We start from the raw sequence: 15,152 nt of genomic DNA, 5'->3' as shown, positions 1-15,152 counted from the left end.
GACGCTCCTTTCCGGGGTGTCCTCGCCCCGGGCACGTGGAACGCGCCTGCCGGAGTTCCTGACTCCCGGATCCAAGATCCGGTCACAGTGGCGGGACCGTCCCGGATTTCCACCGGGTTCCTCCGCTGACAGGCGCGCATGGGTCGCCGTTCACTCTCCGGGTACCGGGCACCCGGCGTCAAGGTGACGTTCGGCGAAGCGGCACCGGCCATCTAGAGTGACCTCCATGCCCACCCCCGCACGTGATCGCCGTGACGCGTGCCCTGGGGTCTACGCCACGCATCCCGCCGCGGACGGCGCGCTGGCGAGGGTCCGGCTCCCCGGTGGCAGGGTCTCGGCGGCGCAGCTCGTCGCGCTCGCCTCCGTCGCGGCCGAATTCGGCGACGGCGCACTGCACCTGACCTCGCGCGCGAACCTCCAGCTCCGTGGCCTCCCCGACGGCGACCCGCGGGTGGTCGAGCGGCTCGGCGCCGCCGGGCTGCTGCCCTCGCCGACCCACGAGCGGGTCCGGAACTTCCTCGCGTCCCCGGTCGGCGGTGGCCTGGTCGACGTGCGGCCGCTCGTCCGCTCGCTCGACGAGACCGTGTGCGCGGTGCCCGCGCTGGCGAACCTGCCCGGCCGGTTCCTGTTCGCGCTCGACAGCGGGCGCGGCGACCTGTCCGGCGAGCGCGCCGACCTCGGCTGGCAGGCGCTCACCCCGGACTACGGCGCGATCCTGTTCGACGGATCCGACTCGGGCCTGCGGGTTCCCGCGTCGGCGGCGGCGGGCGCGCTGGCCCGGCTCGCCGTGGTGTTCACCGAGATCAGGGGCGACGCGTGGCGGGTGCGGGAACTACCCGACGACGCGCCGCTCATCGAAGCGGGACGCGCGCTCCGAGCCGCGAGAGTGCCACCACGGCGACTGCCCTCGACGCGGGTCGAACTGGGCGAGCACGGCGAGGAACTGTGCGTGGCGCCGCCGCTCGGGGTGCTCAGCGCGAACGACGCGTACCTGCTCGCCTCGCTCGCCGGTGAGGTGACCATCACGCCGTGGCGGTCGGTCGTGCTCCCGGACGCCTCGGTCGCGCCCCGGCTCGAAGGCTTCTTGACCAGCCAGGACGCACCGGGTGCCGGGGTCAGCGCGTGCATCGGGCGGCCGGGGTGCTCCCGTGCGCTCGCCGACGTCCGCGCGCTCGCCGCCAAGGCGCTCGAACCGGGCCTGACCGCGCACTTCTCCGGCTGCGACCGGCGCTGCGGCGCCCCGCGCGGCCCGCACCGCGACGTGCTCGCCACCGCGGGCGGGTACCTCGTCGACGGGGCCTGGGTGTCCACTGTGGACCTTCTGGAGTCCTTGCACGGAAAGGGAGCCGAGTGACCGACTACATCCGCGACGGCGCGGAGATCTACCGCCGTTCGTTCGCCACCATCCGGGACGAGGCGGACCTCGCGATCCTGCCCGAGGACGTGGCGGGTGTCGCGGTCCGGATGATCCACGCGTGCGGGATGGTCGACCTCGTCGACGACCTCGCCTACTCGCTCGACGTGGTGGAATCGGCGCGCGCGGCGCTGAGGTCGGGCGCGCCGATCCTGTGCGACGCCATGATGATCGCCAGCGGGATCACCCGCACCCGGCTGCCCGCCGCCAACGACGTCGTGTGCACGCTGACCGCCCCCGCCGTGCCGGGGCTGGCCGAGCGGATGGGCACCACCAGGTCCGCGGCCGCGATGGAGCTGTGGCGGGACCGGCTGGCCGGATCCGTCGTCGCGATCGGCAACGCGCCGACCGCGTTGTTCCGCTTGCTGGAACTCATCGACGAAGGCGCTGGTGTGCCCGCCGCGATTCTCGGCGTCCCGGTCGGTTTCGTCGGCGCCGAAGAGTCCAAGGTGGAGTTGGTGAAGCGCGCGCCAGCGCCGTACCTCGTGGTGCGGGGCAGGCGGGGCGGCAGCGCGATGGCGGTCGCCGCGGTGAACGCACTGGCCGCCGAGAACGAAGGGATCATCCGGTGACCGGTGTGCTCTACGGGGTCGGGCTCGGGCCGGGCGATCCCGAGCTGGTGACGGTGAAGGCGGCGCGGCTCATCGGCGGCGCCGACGTGATCGCCTACCACAGCGCGCGCCACGGCCGCAGCATCGCGCGCTCCGTCGCCGCGCCCTACCTGACCGAAGGCCAGCTCGAGGAGCGGCTCGTCTACCCCGTCACCACCGAGACCACCGACCACCCCGGCGGGTACGAGGGCGCGATCGCGGAGTTCTACGAGCTGAGCGCGAAACGGCTCGCCGAGCACCTCGACGCCGGGCGGTCCGTCGTCGTGCTGTGCGAGGGTGACCCGTTCTTCTACGGCTCCTACATGTACATGCACGAGCGGCTCGCCGATCGGTACGAGGCGCACGTCGTCCCCGGCGTCACCTCGGTCAGCGCGGCGGCCGCGGTGCTCGGGCGCCCGCTCGTGCAGCGCGACGAGGTGCTCACCGTGCTGCCCGGCACGCTGCCCGCCCCGGAGCTGGCGCGGCGGCTCGCGGACACCGACGCGGCCGCGATCCTCAAGCTGGGCAGGACCTTCGGCGCGGTGGGCGAGGCGCTCGAAGAGTCCGGCCGGATGCCCGAAGCGTCCTATGTGGAGCGTGCGACCTGGGGTGCGCAGCGGGTGGCGGACTTCGCCGAGGTCGAGCCGGGCACCGTGCCGTACTTCTCGCTCGCCGTCGTGCCCAGCCCCGCCTACGCGGCGCGCAAGTCCGGTCAGGACGAACCCATGTCCGCCGGACGGGAGCCCGCGACCGGCGGCGAGGTCGTCGTGGTCGGGCTCGGCCCGGCGGGAGAGCAGTGGCTCACCCCGGAGGCGGCGGCGGAACTGGCCGCGGCGGAGCACCTCGTCGGCTACGGGCCGTACCTGGCGAAGGTGCCGCAGCGAGCCGGGCAGACGCGGCACGCCTCGGGCAACCGCGTCGAAGCGGACCGCGCGCGCGAAGCGCTCGGCCTCGCCCGCGCGGGCGCCAAGGTGGCCGTGGTGTCCTCCGGCGACCCCGGCGTGTTCGCCATGGCCTCCGCGGTGCTCGAACAGGCCGAGGACGCCGAATGGGCCGGGGTCGGCGTGCGGGTCGTGCCGGGTGTGACGGCCGCGCAGGCCGCCGCGTCCAGGGTCGGCGCCCCGCTCGGCCACGACTACTGCGTGCTGTCCCTTTCGGACCGGCTCAAGCCGTGGGACGTGATCGAGCGCAGGCTCGACGCGGCGGGCGCGGCCGATCTGGTGCTGGCGCTCTACAACCCGGCCTCCCGCAGCCGCACCACACAGCTCGCCACGGCGAAGGAAGTGCTGCTGCGCCACCGGGAACCGCAAACGCCCGTGGTGATCGCCAGGGCCGTCGGCAGCGCGGAGGAATCGGTCACCGTGACCACATTGGACGGACTCGATCCGTCCGAAGTGGACATGCGCTGCCTGCTGATCGTCGGTTCCTCCCGCACGAGGAGTGCGGGAGGAACCGTCTACACGCCGCGGTCGTACTAGCGCGTTTGCGTGTGCCCGTTCGGCTGGCGCGGGCCGGGGCCAGGGGTCCACCAGCCGGGGTGCACCTCCTGGCCGCGCACCACCTGCGGTGCCACGCCGTCGGTGTACGGCTCGACCTGCATCAGCTGGCCCCACGCCTGTTCCGGCTTGTTCTTGAGGAAGCTCGGCACCTCGGGCTCGTCCGCGACCTCCTCGATCCAGCCGATCGGACCGCCGCCCTTGTTGGAGCCGACCTCGCCCTCCACCGCGAGCGAACCCGCGGTGATCCGGTAGGCGGGCATCTCGGAGATCCCGTCGTGCGAGGTCACCGGGTTCATGCACGGGTAGGCGAAGGACGCGGGCCAGTCCATGTAGACCGGTGCCTTGCCGACGCGCTCGGTGAGCGTGGTGAACGTCGGCACGCGCGGCGCCGTCACCGCGACCCAGCCGTCCTGGGTGAGGTCGTCGTCCTTCGCGACCACTCGCACCGTGGTGACGTTCTTCGGCAGGTCGCCGATGCCGATGCGCACGTCGGACCAGCTTCCCGAGCCGCCGCCGTTCGACAGCGCGTCCTGGCTCTTCACGATGTGCACGCCCTGCGGGGTCTGCTCACCGAACTCGACCTGCACCGAGGTGGCCTTGCCGGGGTAGGCGTTGACCGCGACCACGACCTGACCGTCCGCGCGCTCCTCCGGCAGCCCGTACCAGTCGGTGCGGAGCCTGCCGACCGAAGCGCCGCCGTCCTGGTAGCTGCTCCACATCGGCACCTTCGACGGTTTGAAGCCGTGCGGCGGATCGGTCAGCGGGTCCTTGTCGAGGGTGCCGGTGGTGTGGAACCCGACCTGCGTCTTCTGGTTGCCCTCGTCCGGTGGCGGGGGAAGCGCGCCGATGCCGCCGACCCCGCCGCCGCTGTCCTCCTGCTTCTTTTTCTTCTCCGCCTCGGTGAGCGGCACCGTCTTGTCGGTCACCGGGCTGAGCACGCTCGAAACCGGGTCGCGCTCCACCATCACGTGATCGGAGAGGTTGCAGTTCTTGCCGAACAGGTGCGACACGTTCGCCGCGCCGAAGCTGTAACTGCCCCAGCCCTTCTGGATCGCCTTGGCCATGCTGCCGAACTCGCCGAAGGCGACCAGTCCGCACACCGCGACCAGCGAGATCGACCCGAGCTTCAGCGACCGGCCACGGCCCTCCTGCGGCGCGACCGGCTGATGTGGACGGTGGGCGCGCACGTTCTCCACGAACGCCACGATCCCGGCGACCGCCGCGGCGATCAGCAGCACCGTGGACAGCGAGAACCCGCCGACCGAAATCGCCTTGTCGCCCCACGGGACGCCGATGTTCGACACGAACCAGTACGCGTTGGGCCCCGTCGCCGCGAGTGCCGCGACCACCAGCAGCCCCGCGACGAACGCGGCTCTGTTGCGTTTGGACCGCAGCACGGTGGAACTGGTCGCCAGCCCGGTCAGCGCGGCCATCGCGGCGCCCACCGCGGCGAACGCGCCGAAGTGGTGCGTCCACTTCGTCGGCGTGAGCGCCAGCATCACGAAGAAGATCGCGACCGTCCCGATGAGACGGCGGGCGGGCCCGAGCGCGGCGCCCTGGATGCGGCCGCGGCGCAACAGCATCACCAGGCACACGCCGGTGCAGAGGATGAGCAGCAGCACCGGGAAGCGGCGCGCGGCCGAACCGTCGGCCGAGTTCTCGAACAGCAGCTCGTACCGGGACAGCTCCTCGAACCACGACAGGCTCGGCCCGACCTGGGTGCGCAGCCGCGTCGCCTCCTGGACGCTGGCGAAGGTCTGGTCCGCGAAGATCACGATGAGCACCAGGAAACCGGAGCCCATGATCGGCCCCAGCACGGTGAGCCAGCTGCTTTCCCGCGCTCTCGACCGCAGTAGCTGGTAGAGCGGGCGCGCGGCGACCAGGAACGGCGCCACCGCGATCAGCCCGGTCGGGGTCGCGGCCAGGGTGAACGCGGCGGCCAGCAGGCCGAGGCACAGCGGCAGCATGCGGCGCGTGACCAGGGTCCGCTCGACGGCGCACAGCGCCAGCAGCGAACCGACCGCGGCGACCGGTTCCGGGCGGACGCCGTTGTTGTACGGCATCCACCAGACCAGGAACACCATCGCGGCCGCCCAGCCCGCGGCGCGGCTCACCCGCACCTGGCTGCCCAGCCGCGGCATCACCTCGCGGCTGATCAGCAGCCAGCTCAGCGCCCCGAGCAGGAACGAGGGCAGCCGGATCCACGGCGGCACCATGCTGACGTGCGTCATCAGCTCGTACACGTGGTAGAACCAGCCGAACGGGGCCTCCGCGACCCCGAACCATCTGTGGTAGTTCGTCAGGTACCCGGTGGCCTCGGTGACCTTGGCCATCGTGAGGATGTAGCCGTCGTCCGAGGTCACCGGCCCGATGAAGACCCACGCGCCGAGCGCGCCGAACACCGTGAAGTCGCGCGCGGTCAGCCGCCACCAGCCGACCGGGGCCCAGCGCGGCGCTCGTCTCGCGAAGCCGATGTCGAGCCGGTTCACCGCGATCAGGCTGGCGATGATGGCGAGCACGCCGACCACGCCGATGCCGACCTTCCAGCCCGTCGGCGACGACTGGTAGCGCGTGTCGGGCGTGATTGTCACCTGCAGGCCCGCGGTCGGGTCCTTCGCGCCGGAGATGTCGGTGTAGATGCCGACCACGCGCGGGCGGGAGTCGCCGTTCGCGTCGTACACCGGGATGCCGCCGACGAAGATCTTGGTGCGGTTGACATCCGAGGTGATCTTGACGTCGCAGCCGCTCGGCGGCAGCGGCTGGCGCACCACCTGCTCGCCGCGGTTCGACGCGGTCAGCAGGCCGTTCTCGACCCGCAGCAGCATGCCGGCGCCCTTTTCCGAGCGCGCCGACGGCACCGTCGAGAAGAGCACGCCGGAGCCACCGGTGCGGGAGTCGACCGATTTCACCGTCGGGCACGGCAGGTCGACGCGCATGTCCTGCGCCCAGTAGCCGACGAGCGGCGCGTTCACCGATCTGGTGTCGTTGCCCGCCGGCCACACGATCTTCGCGGTGTCCTGCACGACCGGGAGGAACGGGTAGGCGAGAGCGCAGCCCGCGGCGACGAGCCCGAACACGATCGCGAGCAGGCGCCACAGGTGCCTGCGCTCCACCGCGCTCGTCCGTGCGTCGCCTTCGGGGTGTTCCGGGTCCTTCTCCTCGTCACGGTCGCCCGGAGGTTGCCTGGTGGCGGTCCACATTGCCCCAACGCTAGCCGTAGCCGGGTGAGCACCCGTTACCGGATCCCGAGCACCCAGCGGAGCGCCGCTGGAACGGTCGCCACCGACGCCGCCCCGCCCCGGTCCGGCCGCCGCACGAGGACGACCGGAATGCCGAGGTCGCGGCAGGCGGTGAGCTTCGCCGACGTGTGCGCGCCGCCGCTGTCCTTGGTCACCAGCACGTCGATGCCGTGCTCGCACAGAAGCGACAGTTCGGACGCGATCGTGTACGGGCCGCGGGCCAGCACGACCTCGGCCTTCGGCGGCAGCGGCGGGGACGGCGGGTCGACGCAGCGCACCAGGAACCACGGCTCGGCCAGGTGCGCGAACGCGGCGAGGCCCTGCCGCCCGCTGGTGAGGAAGATCCGCCGCCCCAGCGCCGGCGCGACGCGCGCGGCCTCGCCGAGATCGGCGACCCAGTGCCAGTCGTCGCCGGGGCCCTGCTCCCAGCCGGGCCGTTCCAGCCGCAGCAGCGGCTTCCCGGCGAGGCGGCACGCGGTGACCGCGGAGGCGCTGATGCGCTCGGCGAACGGGTGCGTCGCGTCGACGACCGCGGTGATCCGCTGGTCGGCGAGCCACGCCGCGAACCCGTGCGGGCCGCCGAACCCGCCGATCCGCACCTCGCCCTCGGGCAGGCGCGGCGCGCTGACCCGGCCCGCCAGCGAAGACACCACGCCGATGCCGCGCGCGTGCAGTTCGGCGGCCAGTTCGCGCGCCTCGGCCGTGCCGCCGAGCACCAGGACGGTCATTGGCCGTACGAGCCGCGCAGGCCGCCGTACAGGAGCTTGTTGAGCCGGAACCGCAGGTGCCCGAGCTTGCTCTCGTCGGGTGCTTCGCCGGAGGTGAGCAGGGTCCAGCGAAGCCCGGTTTCCACGCCGTCCGGCTCGACGTCGAAGCGGATCACGTCATCGGGCCGGGACGGCCACAGCGAAGACCACACCACCAGGCCCGGCTCGGCCGATTCGAGGATCCGGGGCTCGGTCTCGTCGCCGAGCAGGTCCAGCCACGGCCGCGACGGATCGAGGTGCGGGTCCACCAGCGACGCCCACACCACCTTCGGCGGCGGGGGCAGCCTGCGGCGGCGGCTTCCGAGTTCCAGCACGGCTCCCAGGGTAGGCAACCCGGCTCAGAACGACGGCGGCATTTTCGAGCGGTCCCGGTCCGCCGAGTACAGGAAGCTGTCCGGGAACCCGTCCGCGGCGAGCACCTTCCCGACGAAGATCATCGCGGCGCGGTCGATCCCCGCCTCGCGGACCTGGCCCGCGATGTCGCCGAGCGTGCCGCGCAGCACGCGCTCTTCGCGGTGCGTCGCGCGGAACACGACCGCGACGGGGCAGTCCTCGCCGTAGTGCGGGAGCAGCTCGTCGACCACCCGCTCGATCCGGTTCACCGCGAGGTGCAGCGCCAGCGTCGCGCCGCTCGCCGCGAACGTCGCGAGGTTCTCGCCGGGCGGCATCTTCGTCGAGCGCGCCTGCACGCGCGTGATCACCAGGCTCTGCCCGACCGTCGGCACGGTCAGCTCGTGGCCGAGCACGGCGGCCGCCGCGGCGAAAGCAGGGACACCGGGCGTCATCGCGTACGGCACGCCCGCGTCGTCGAGCCGGCGCACCTGCTCGGCGACGGCGCTGTAGAGCGACGGGTCGCCCGAGCAGAGGCGCGCGACGTCGAGGCCCTGTTCGTGCGCGGCGACGAGTTCCGCCACGATCTCGTCGAGCGAAAGCCCCGCGGTGTCGACCAGCCGCGCGTCGCCGGGGCAGTGCGCGAGCAGGTCCTTCGGGGTCAGGCTGCCTGGGTACAGGCAGACCCGGCAGCGCGCGAGGAGGTCGCGGCCGCGCACGGTGATCAGGTCGGCGGCGCCGGGGCCCGCGCCGATGAAGTGCACGGTCATGGCGTCACGCTCCACTGGGTCACGGTCCTCGACGGCGTCCATCCGGTGAACCCGCCCAGCGGCGCCGCCTGCTCGACGGCCACCCTGGTCAGCTCGCCGCCGTGGTCGCGGTGCGCGGCGGCGAGGAGCTGTTCCGCTTCGACCGTGACACCGTGCGCGACGAGTCGTTTCGGTTGCGCCGCAAGGCATTCGGCCAGTGCCGTGGTGAGGCCGCCGCCGACGAACACCGCGTCCGGCGCGGCCAGCCCGGACAGCGCTCCCGGCGCCTCGCCGACGACGACGTCGAGATCCGGCACGCCGAGCGCGGTCGCGTTGCGGTCGATGCGCGCCGCGCGCCCCGGGTCTCGTTCGACGGCGATCGCCCGGTTGCGGGGATGCGCGCGCATCCATTCGATCCCGACGCTGCCCGCGCCCGCCCCGACGTCCCACAGCAGCTCACCGGGCGCGGGCGCCAGCCTGGCCAGTGCGAGCGCGCGCAGATCGCGTTTCGTCAGCTGGCCGTCGTGCTCGTAGGCGTCGTCGGGGAGGCCGGGGAGCGTGGGAAGCGCTTGACCGCACGGAGCCAGTTCGCAGTCGACCGCGATGAGGTTCAGCGCGGCGCCCTCGGCGCGATCCCAGTCGTCCGCGGTGCCGTCGGCCTGGTTTTCGGCAGGCCCGCCGAGTTCTTCCAGCACGGTCAGCCGGCTCGGGCCGTACCCGGTGCGCCGCAGCAGCGCGGCCAGGGTCGCCGGGGTGCTCGCGTCGCCGCTGAGCACCAGCAGGCGCGCGCCGGGCGCCAGCGCGCGGGTCACGCGATCGGCCGAATGTCCGACCACCCTGACCACCTCGGTCTCCTCGGCCGACCAGCCGAGCCTGGCCCTGGCCAGCGCGACCGAGGACACGCTCGGCAGGATCCGCACCCGGTCGGCGCCCAGCCTGCGCACCAGCGTCGTGCCGATCCCGGCGAGCATCGGGTCCCCGCTCGCCAGCACGCAGATCCGCCCCGGCTCGTCGAACAGCCCGTCGAGCGCGGGCAGCAGCGGGCTCGGCCACGGCCGCTTGCCGGGGTGGTCGCCGATGAGCGCGAGCTGGCGCGGACCGCCGTACACGACGTCCGCGCTGGTGATCGCCTCGCGCGCGTCCCGGCACAGCCCGGCCCAGCCGTCCGCTCCGATTCCTGCCACCGTCACCGTCTCGCTCACCCGCAGAGGCTAACCGCGTTGTGCGAGGATTGGCCGGACGGTCGCCGAGGAACCTGTGTGAGCGCACGCGCGCGAGTCCAGGGCGGTCCCGCCACTGTGACCGGCCACCGGGCCGGGAGCCAGAGCTTGGGCGGCCGTTGCCCGCCGGGAGCATCCCCGGCAGGGCCCGTACTCCAGTGGGCGTGGACACCCACCGCGAGAGGAGCGTGCATGCGGCCGTATCCGTTCAGCGCCGTGGTCGGGATGGCCGATCTGCGGCTGGCGCTGGTGCTTTCCGCGATCTCCCCGTCGATCGGCGGGGTGCTCGTGCGGGGCGAGAAGGGCACCGCGAAATCGACCATGGTGCGCGCGCTGGCCGCGCTGCTGCCCGAGGTCGACGTGGTCGATGGCTGCCGGTTCTCGTGCTCGCCGTCGGCACCGGACCCCGCCTGCCCCGACGGCCCGCACGACGCGCCGTCCGTGTCACGGCGCCCGGCGCGCCTGGTCGAACTGCCCGTCGGCGCGGCCGAGGACCGGGTGGTCGGGTCGCTGAACCTGGAACGGGCGCTCGGCGAAGGCGTCACGGACTACCAGCCCGGCCTGCTCGCCGCCGCGCACCGCGGCCTGCTCTACGTCGACGAGGTGAACCTGCTCCACGACCACCTCGTGGACACGCTGCTCGACGCCGCCGCGATGGGGCGCGCGACGGTGGAGCGCGAGGGCGTTTCCGTCTCGCACGCCGCCCGGTTCGTGCTGATCGGCACGATGAACCCCGAGGAGGGCGAGCTGCGGCCGCAGCTCCTCGACCGGTTCGGGCTCACCGTCGAGGTCGCCTCCAGCCGCGATCCCGCCCAGCGGGTCGAGGTGGTGCGGCGCAGGCTCGCCTACGAGTCCGATCCGGACACGTTCGCCGCGTCCTACGCCGAGGCCGACGCCACGCTCGCGATCGAAATCGAAGCGGCGCAACGGTTTCTGCCCGAGGTAGTGCTGACCGACGCCGCGTTGCGCCAGATCGCCGAGGTGTGCGCCGCGTTCGAAGTGGACGGGATGCGCGCGGACATCGTCACCGCGCGCACCGCGGTCGCGCACGCCGCGTGGGCAGGCCGCGCCGAAGTGTCCACTGAGGACATCCGGGTGGCGGCGCGGCTCGCGCTGCCGCACCGGCGCAGGCGCAACCCGTTCGACGCGCCCGGTATCGAAGAGGAGCAACTGGAGCAGGCGCTTTCCGACGCCGAACCACCCGAGCAGGGACCGGACGACGACGGGCCGGGTTCGGGTGCCGAGCCACCGTCCACTGAGGACGAACCGACGGGATCGCCTGGGGAGCAGAGCGGGGGCGGTGGGGGCACCGACACTTCCACGGTCGGCGCCGGAAAGCCTTACCGCGCAAAGCTGCTCGCCGTTTCCGGCACCGGTGAAGGAGCGCAGGGTCGCCGGTCCAGGGCCGTCACGGACACCGGGCGGACGGTCGGCGTGCAGCCGTCGTCCGTGCGCGAGGGCAGGCCGCACCTGCTCGCCACCGTGCGAGCCGCCGCGCCGCACCAGCGCGCGCGAGGGCGGTCCGGCACCGGGCTCGTGCTGCGCGGGAGCGACCTCCGGTTCGCGCGGCGCGAGGGCAAGGAAGGCAACCTCGTCCTGTTCTGCGTGGACGCGTCGGGCTCGATGGGCGCGCGTTCGCGGATGCGCGAGGTGAAGGCCGCCGTGCTGTCGCTGCTGCTCGACGCCTACCAGCGGCGCGACAAGGTCGGCCTGGTCACCTTCCGCGGGAACGCCGCGGAACTGGCGCTGCCGCCGACGATCAGCGTCGAGGCCGCCGCCGCGCGGCTGGAAACCCTGCCGACCGGCGGGCGGACACCGCTCGCCGAAGGGCTGCTCAAGGCGGAGCACGTGCTGCGGGTCGAGCGCCTGCGCGACCCGAGGCGGCGGCCGCTGCTGGTCGTGGTCACCGACGGGCGCGCGACCAGCGGCGCCGACGCTGTCGCGCATTCGCGAGCCGCGGCCGGATTGCTCGCGGGGCAAGGGATCGCGTCGGTCGTGATGGATTGCGAGACCGGCAAGATGCGGCTCGGGCTCGGTGCCGCGCTGGCCGAGGCGCTCGGCGCCGAACGCCTGCCGCTCGCGGAGGTCGCCGCCGAGTCGCTGACCGGCGCCGTGCGCGCCAGGACGGGAAGGGCAGCCTGATGCCGCAGGGGAAACCGGCCGTGGTGCCCGACGACGGGCTCACCACCCGCCAGCGCCGCAACCGTCCGCTCCTGGTGGTGCACACCGGGGAGATGAAGGGCAAGTCGACGGCCGCGTTCGGGATGGCGCTGCGGGCGTGGAACCAGGGCTGGTCGATCGGCGTGTTCCAGTTCGTCAAGTCCGCGAAGTGGCGCGTCGGCGAGGAATCCGCGTTCCGCGCACTCGGCGCGCTGCACGACTCCGACGGCTCAGGCGGCCCGGTGGAATGGCACAAGATGGGCGAGGGCTGGAGCTGGGCGCGCAAGTCCGGCACCGAATCCGACCACGCGCAGAACGCGCGCGAGGGCTGGGCCGAGATCAAGCGCAGGCTCGCCGACGGGCGGCACGACTTCTACGTGCTCGACGAGTTCAGCTACCCGTTGCACTGGGGCTGGATCGACACCGGCGAGGTCGTCGAAGCGCTCACCGCGCGGCCGGGGCACCAGCACGTCGTGATCACCGGCCGCAACGCGCCCGCCGCGCTCGTCGACGCCGCCGACCTGGTGGTGGAGATGACGAAGGTCAAGCACCCGATGGACAGCGGTCAGAAGGGGCAGCGGGGGATCGAGTGGTGACGCGCGCGGTGCCGAGGCTGGTGATCGCGGCACCGGGCTCCGGGCACGGGAAGACCACGATCGCGGCCGGGATCATGGCGGCGCTGACCGCGCGCGGGACGGCGGTGTCCGGGCACAAGGTCGGCCCCGATTTCATCGACCCCGGCTACCACGCGCTCGCCACCGGCCGCCCGCCCCGCAATCTCGACCCGTTCCTGCAGGGCGAACAGCGGCTGGTTCCGTTGCTGCTGCACGGATCCCGCGGCGCGGACCTCGCCGTGATCGAGGGCGTGATGGGCCTGTTCGACGGCGCGCTCGGCACCGAGGGCTACGCGTCGACTGCGCACGTGGCGCGGCTCGTCGACGCGCCCGTGGTGCTCGTGGTGGACGCGAGCGCGGCGAGCCGGAGCGTCGCCGCGGTGGTGCTGGGCTTCGCGAAGTACGACCCCGCGGTGCGGCTGGCCGGGGTGATCCTGAACAAGCTCGGGTCGCAGCGGCACGAGGACGAGATCCGTGCGGCGCTGGCGCCGACCGGGATCCCGGTGCTGGGCGCGCTGCGGCGCAGCGACGACATCCACGCCCCGAGCCGTCATCTCGGCCTGGTCCCGGCCGCCGAACGGGACGCGGAGTCGCGGCGCCTGCTGCCGGAACTGGCTTCCTGGATCGAAAGCGGGATCGATCTCGAAGCGGTCGTGCGCGTCGCCCGTGCCGCGTCCCCTGTGGACGGTGCGCCGTGGGACGCGTCGTCCGAATTGGACAGTTCTGTTGCTGGGGCCGTCGTGGCGGTGGCGTCGGGGCGCGCGTTCACCTTCCGCTACACCGAGACCGCGGAGCTGCTCGCCGCCGCGGGGATCGAAGTGGCCGAAGTGGACCCGTTGCAGGACAAGGCCTTGCCACCGGGATGTGCCGGACTGTACTTCGGCGGCGGCTTCCCGGAGGTGCACGCGGGGGAACTGGCCGAGAACGCCGTGCTGCGCGAGAGGATCGCACTCGCCGTCCGGGGCGGCATGCCGGTGGTCGCCGAATGCGCCGGGCTGCTGTACCTGTGCCGCGACCTCGACGGCGCGCCGATGACCGGGGTGCTCGACGCCTCCGCGCGGATGACTAGCCGTGGCGCGCTCGGCTACCGGCGCGCCGTCGCGGCGGCCGACTCGGTGCTCGTGCGCCGCGGCGACGAGGTGACCGGGCACGAGTTCCATCGCACGCAAGTGTTGCCGCGCAACGGGAATCCGGCCGCGTGGGAATGGGAGGGCAAACCGGAAGGCTTCTCCTCGCCCCGGTTGAGCGCTTCGTACCTGCACGTGCACTGGGCGGGGCACCCCGGCCAGGCCGGGCGGTTCGCCCGCGCGGCGCAGGCGTTTTCGGCTTCGCTGGTCGGCCATGGTTGACCTGCATCACCACGGTGACCAGGAGATCGGCGACGGGCTGGTGGACCTGGCCGTCAACGTCCGCCTGAGCGCGCCGCCGCCGTGGCTGCGGCGCGCGCTCGAACGCGGCCTCGACCAGATCGCCGCCTACCCCGATGCGCGGCCCGCCGTCGACGCGATCGCGGCCCGTCACGGGGTCCCGCCGGAAGAGGTGCTCGTCACCGCGGGCGCCGCCGAAGCGTTCACGCTGCTCGCGACCGCGTTGCGCCCGGCGGACACCGTGATCGTGCACCCGCAGTTCACCGAACCGGAAGCCGCGATGCGCGCCGCGGGCCACCCGGTGCGCCGCGTCGTGCTGCCCGCCGCGGACGGGTTCGTGCTGAAGCCCGACGCCGTCGGCGAGGAAGCCGACCTGGTGTTCGTCGGCAACCCGACGAACCCGACCTCGGTGCTGCACCCCGCCGAGACCATCCGCGCGCTGTGCCGTCCCGGCAGGCTCGTGGTGGTCGACGAGGCGTTCATGGACGCCGTCCCTGGTGAGCCGGAAAGCGTTGCGGGAGAACGGCTTCCCGGTGTCGCCGTGATCAGGAGCCTGACCAAGACCTGGGGGATCGCGGGCCTTCGCTGCGGCTACCTGCTTGGACCGTCCACTTTGGTCTCTCGGCTGCGCGCCGTGCAACCACCGTGGTCGGTCTCGACACTCGCCGTCATCGCTGCCGTCGCATGCAGTGCTCCGTCCGCTTTGGACGAAGCCGCCGTGATGGCTGCGCAGGCCGTTCGGGATCGTGACCACCTCATGGCGGGGCTGTCTTCGCTCGGGGTGACGGTCCCTTCTGTCCCGCAGGCCCCGTTCGTGCTGGCCGAAGTGCCGTCTTTTGTGCGGGAAGCGCTGCGGTCGAAGGGATACGCGGTCCGCCGAGGCGACTCCTTCCCCGGCCTCGGCACCGAACACATCCGGATCGCCGTCCGAGACCGCGCCACCACCGATGGCTTCCTCACCGCTCTCGCCTCCGTGCTACTCCGAAGGTGGCTTTCGGGGCGCTAGATGCCCCGACAGCCACCTTCAGGGCATCGGCGGCCGGGGCGGCGCGTCCACGAGGGCGGGAAAAGTGACGCTAGACGCCCCGATCTCACCCCTCGCGCGCTCGGCTGTCGCGGGGTGCCTGCCCCGAAGGCCACCCTCGGGGACTTGAGCGCCGCGAATCGCCCCCTCGCACGGCGGTTGCTCGCGGCGGGATGCCC

At 73.0% G+C, this 15,152-nt stretch carries 12 protein-coding genes and 1 riboswitch; of the genes, 7 read left to right on the top strand and 5 right to left on the bottom strand.

Translation table 11 applies throughout. The features are described from left to right. Positions 1–52: 52 nt before the first annotated feature. A riboswitch (cobalamin riboswitch) is annotated at positions 53–123 on the bottom strand. Between the two features lie 103 nt (positions 124–226). The 3 genes from HUW46_RS08740 to HUW46_RS08730 are packed head-to-tail and all read left to right on the top strand — an operon-like array spanning position 227 to position 3,482. Further along, the gene (locus tag HUW46_RS08740; RefSeq protein ID WP_215546812.1) at positions 227–1,354 is read left to right on the top strand and encodes a precorrin-3B synthase; all 1,128 of its coding nucleotides are present in this window, start codon (positions 227–229) and stop codon (positions 1,352–1,354) included. Further along, positions 1,351–1,986: a precorrin-8X methylmutase gene (locus tag HUW46_RS08735; protein WP_215546811.1), complete on the top strand. Its 636-nt coding sequence runs from the start codon at positions 1,351–1,353 to the stop codon at positions 1,984–1,986. Before HUW46_RS08740 ends, HUW46_RS08735 begins: the two co-directional genes overlap by 4 nt. Next, on the top strand, positions 1,983–3,482 hold the full coding sequence (locus HUW46_RS08730) for a precorrin-2 C(20)-methyltransferase (RefSeq protein ID WP_215546810.1): 1,500 nt from the start codon (positions 1,983–1,985) through the stop codon (positions 3,480–3,482). The genes HUW46_RS08735 and HUW46_RS08730 overlap by 4 nt, the downstream gene beginning before the upstream one ends. On the opposite strand, the gene HUW46_RS08725 is transcribed toward HUW46_RS08730, so the two are convergent. The 5 genes from HUW46_RS08725 to cbiE are packed head-to-tail and all read right to left on the bottom strand — an operon-like array spanning position 3,479 to position 9,790. Further along, positions 3,479–6,703 carry an arabinosyltransferase domain-containing protein gene (locus tag HUW46_RS08725; RefSeq protein WP_215546809.1) on the bottom strand — a complete coding sequence of 1,075 codons (3,225 nt, stop codon included), beginning with the start codon at positions 6,701–6,703 and terminating at the stop codon, positions 3,479–3,481. The genes HUW46_RS08730 and HUW46_RS08725 overlap by 4 nt on opposite strands. A 35-nt stretch (positions 6,704–6,738) precedes the next feature. Next, complete coding sequence (locus HUW46_RS08720) at positions 6,739–7,470, bottom strand: cobalt-precorrin-6A reductase (protein WP_215546808.1); 732 nt, start codon at positions 7,468–7,470, stop codon at positions 6,739–6,741. Beyond that, positions 7,467–7,823: a hypothetical protein gene (locus tag HUW46_RS08715; protein ID WP_215546807.1), complete on the bottom strand. Its 357-nt coding sequence runs from the start codon at positions 7,821–7,823 to the stop codon at positions 7,467–7,469. Before HUW46_RS08715 ends, HUW46_RS08720 begins: the two co-directional genes overlap by 4 nt. A 24-nt stretch (positions 7,824–7,847) precedes the next feature. After that, the gene (cobM, locus tag HUW46_RS08710; RefSeq protein ID WP_215546806.1) at positions 7,848–8,609 is read right to left on the bottom strand and encodes a precorrin-4 C(11)-methyltransferase; all 762 of its coding nucleotides are present in this window, start codon (positions 8,607–8,609) and stop codon (positions 7,848–7,850) included. Then, positions 8,606–9,790: a precorrin-6y C5,15-methyltransferase (decarboxylating) subunit CbiE gene (gene cbiE / locus HUW46_RS08705; RefSeq protein ID WP_442860924.1), complete on the bottom strand. Its 1,185-nt coding sequence runs from the start codon at positions 9,788–9,790 to the stop codon at positions 8,606–8,608. Before cbiE ends, cobM begins: the two co-directional genes overlap by 4 nt. Before the next feature lie 210 nt (positions 9,791–10,000). Here cbiE and HUW46_RS08700 point away from each other — a divergent pair, with 210 nt between their 5' ends. From HUW46_RS08700 to cobC, 4 genes are read left to right on the top strand one after another with little or no spacing between them, the layout of a single operon-like run. Beyond that, entirely contained in the window at positions 10,001–11,950 is a 1,950-nt protein-coding gene (locus HUW46_RS08700) for a putative cobaltochelatase (RefSeq protein ID WP_215546805.1), read from the top strand. Next, positions 11,950–12,564 (top strand): cob(I)yrinic acid a,c-diamide adenosyltransferase, encoded by a 615-nt coding sequence (cobO, locus tag HUW46_RS08695; RefSeq protein ID WP_215546804.1) that lies wholly within the window; start codon positions 11,950–11,952, stop codon positions 12,562–12,564. The genes HUW46_RS08700 and cobO overlap by 1 nt, the downstream gene beginning before the upstream one ends. Before the next feature lie 17 nt (positions 12,565–12,581). Next, positions 12,582–13,931, top strand: coding sequence for a cobyrinate a,c-diamide synthase (locus HUW46_RS08690; protein WP_215549749.1), 1,350 nt, complete (start codon positions 12,582–12,584; stop codon positions 13,929–13,931). Next, positions 13,924–14,955, top strand: a complete 1,032-nt coding sequence (cobC, locus tag HUW46_RS08685) for an Rv2231c family pyridoxal phosphate-dependent protein CobC (protein WP_215546803.1) — start codon at positions 13,924–13,926, stop codon at positions 14,953–14,955. The genes HUW46_RS08690 and cobC overlap by 8 nt, the downstream gene beginning before the upstream one ends. Positions 14,956–15,152: the final 197 nt, after the last annotated feature.

Source organism: Amycolatopsis sp. CA-230715 (genome assembly GCF_018736145.1).
Lineage (GTDB): Bacteria > Actinomycetota > Actinomycetes > Mycobacteriales > Pseudonocardiaceae > Amycolatopsis.
Note: the sequence above shows the minus strand (reverse complement) of the source record. Positions and strands in the feature narration are given on the sequence as shown.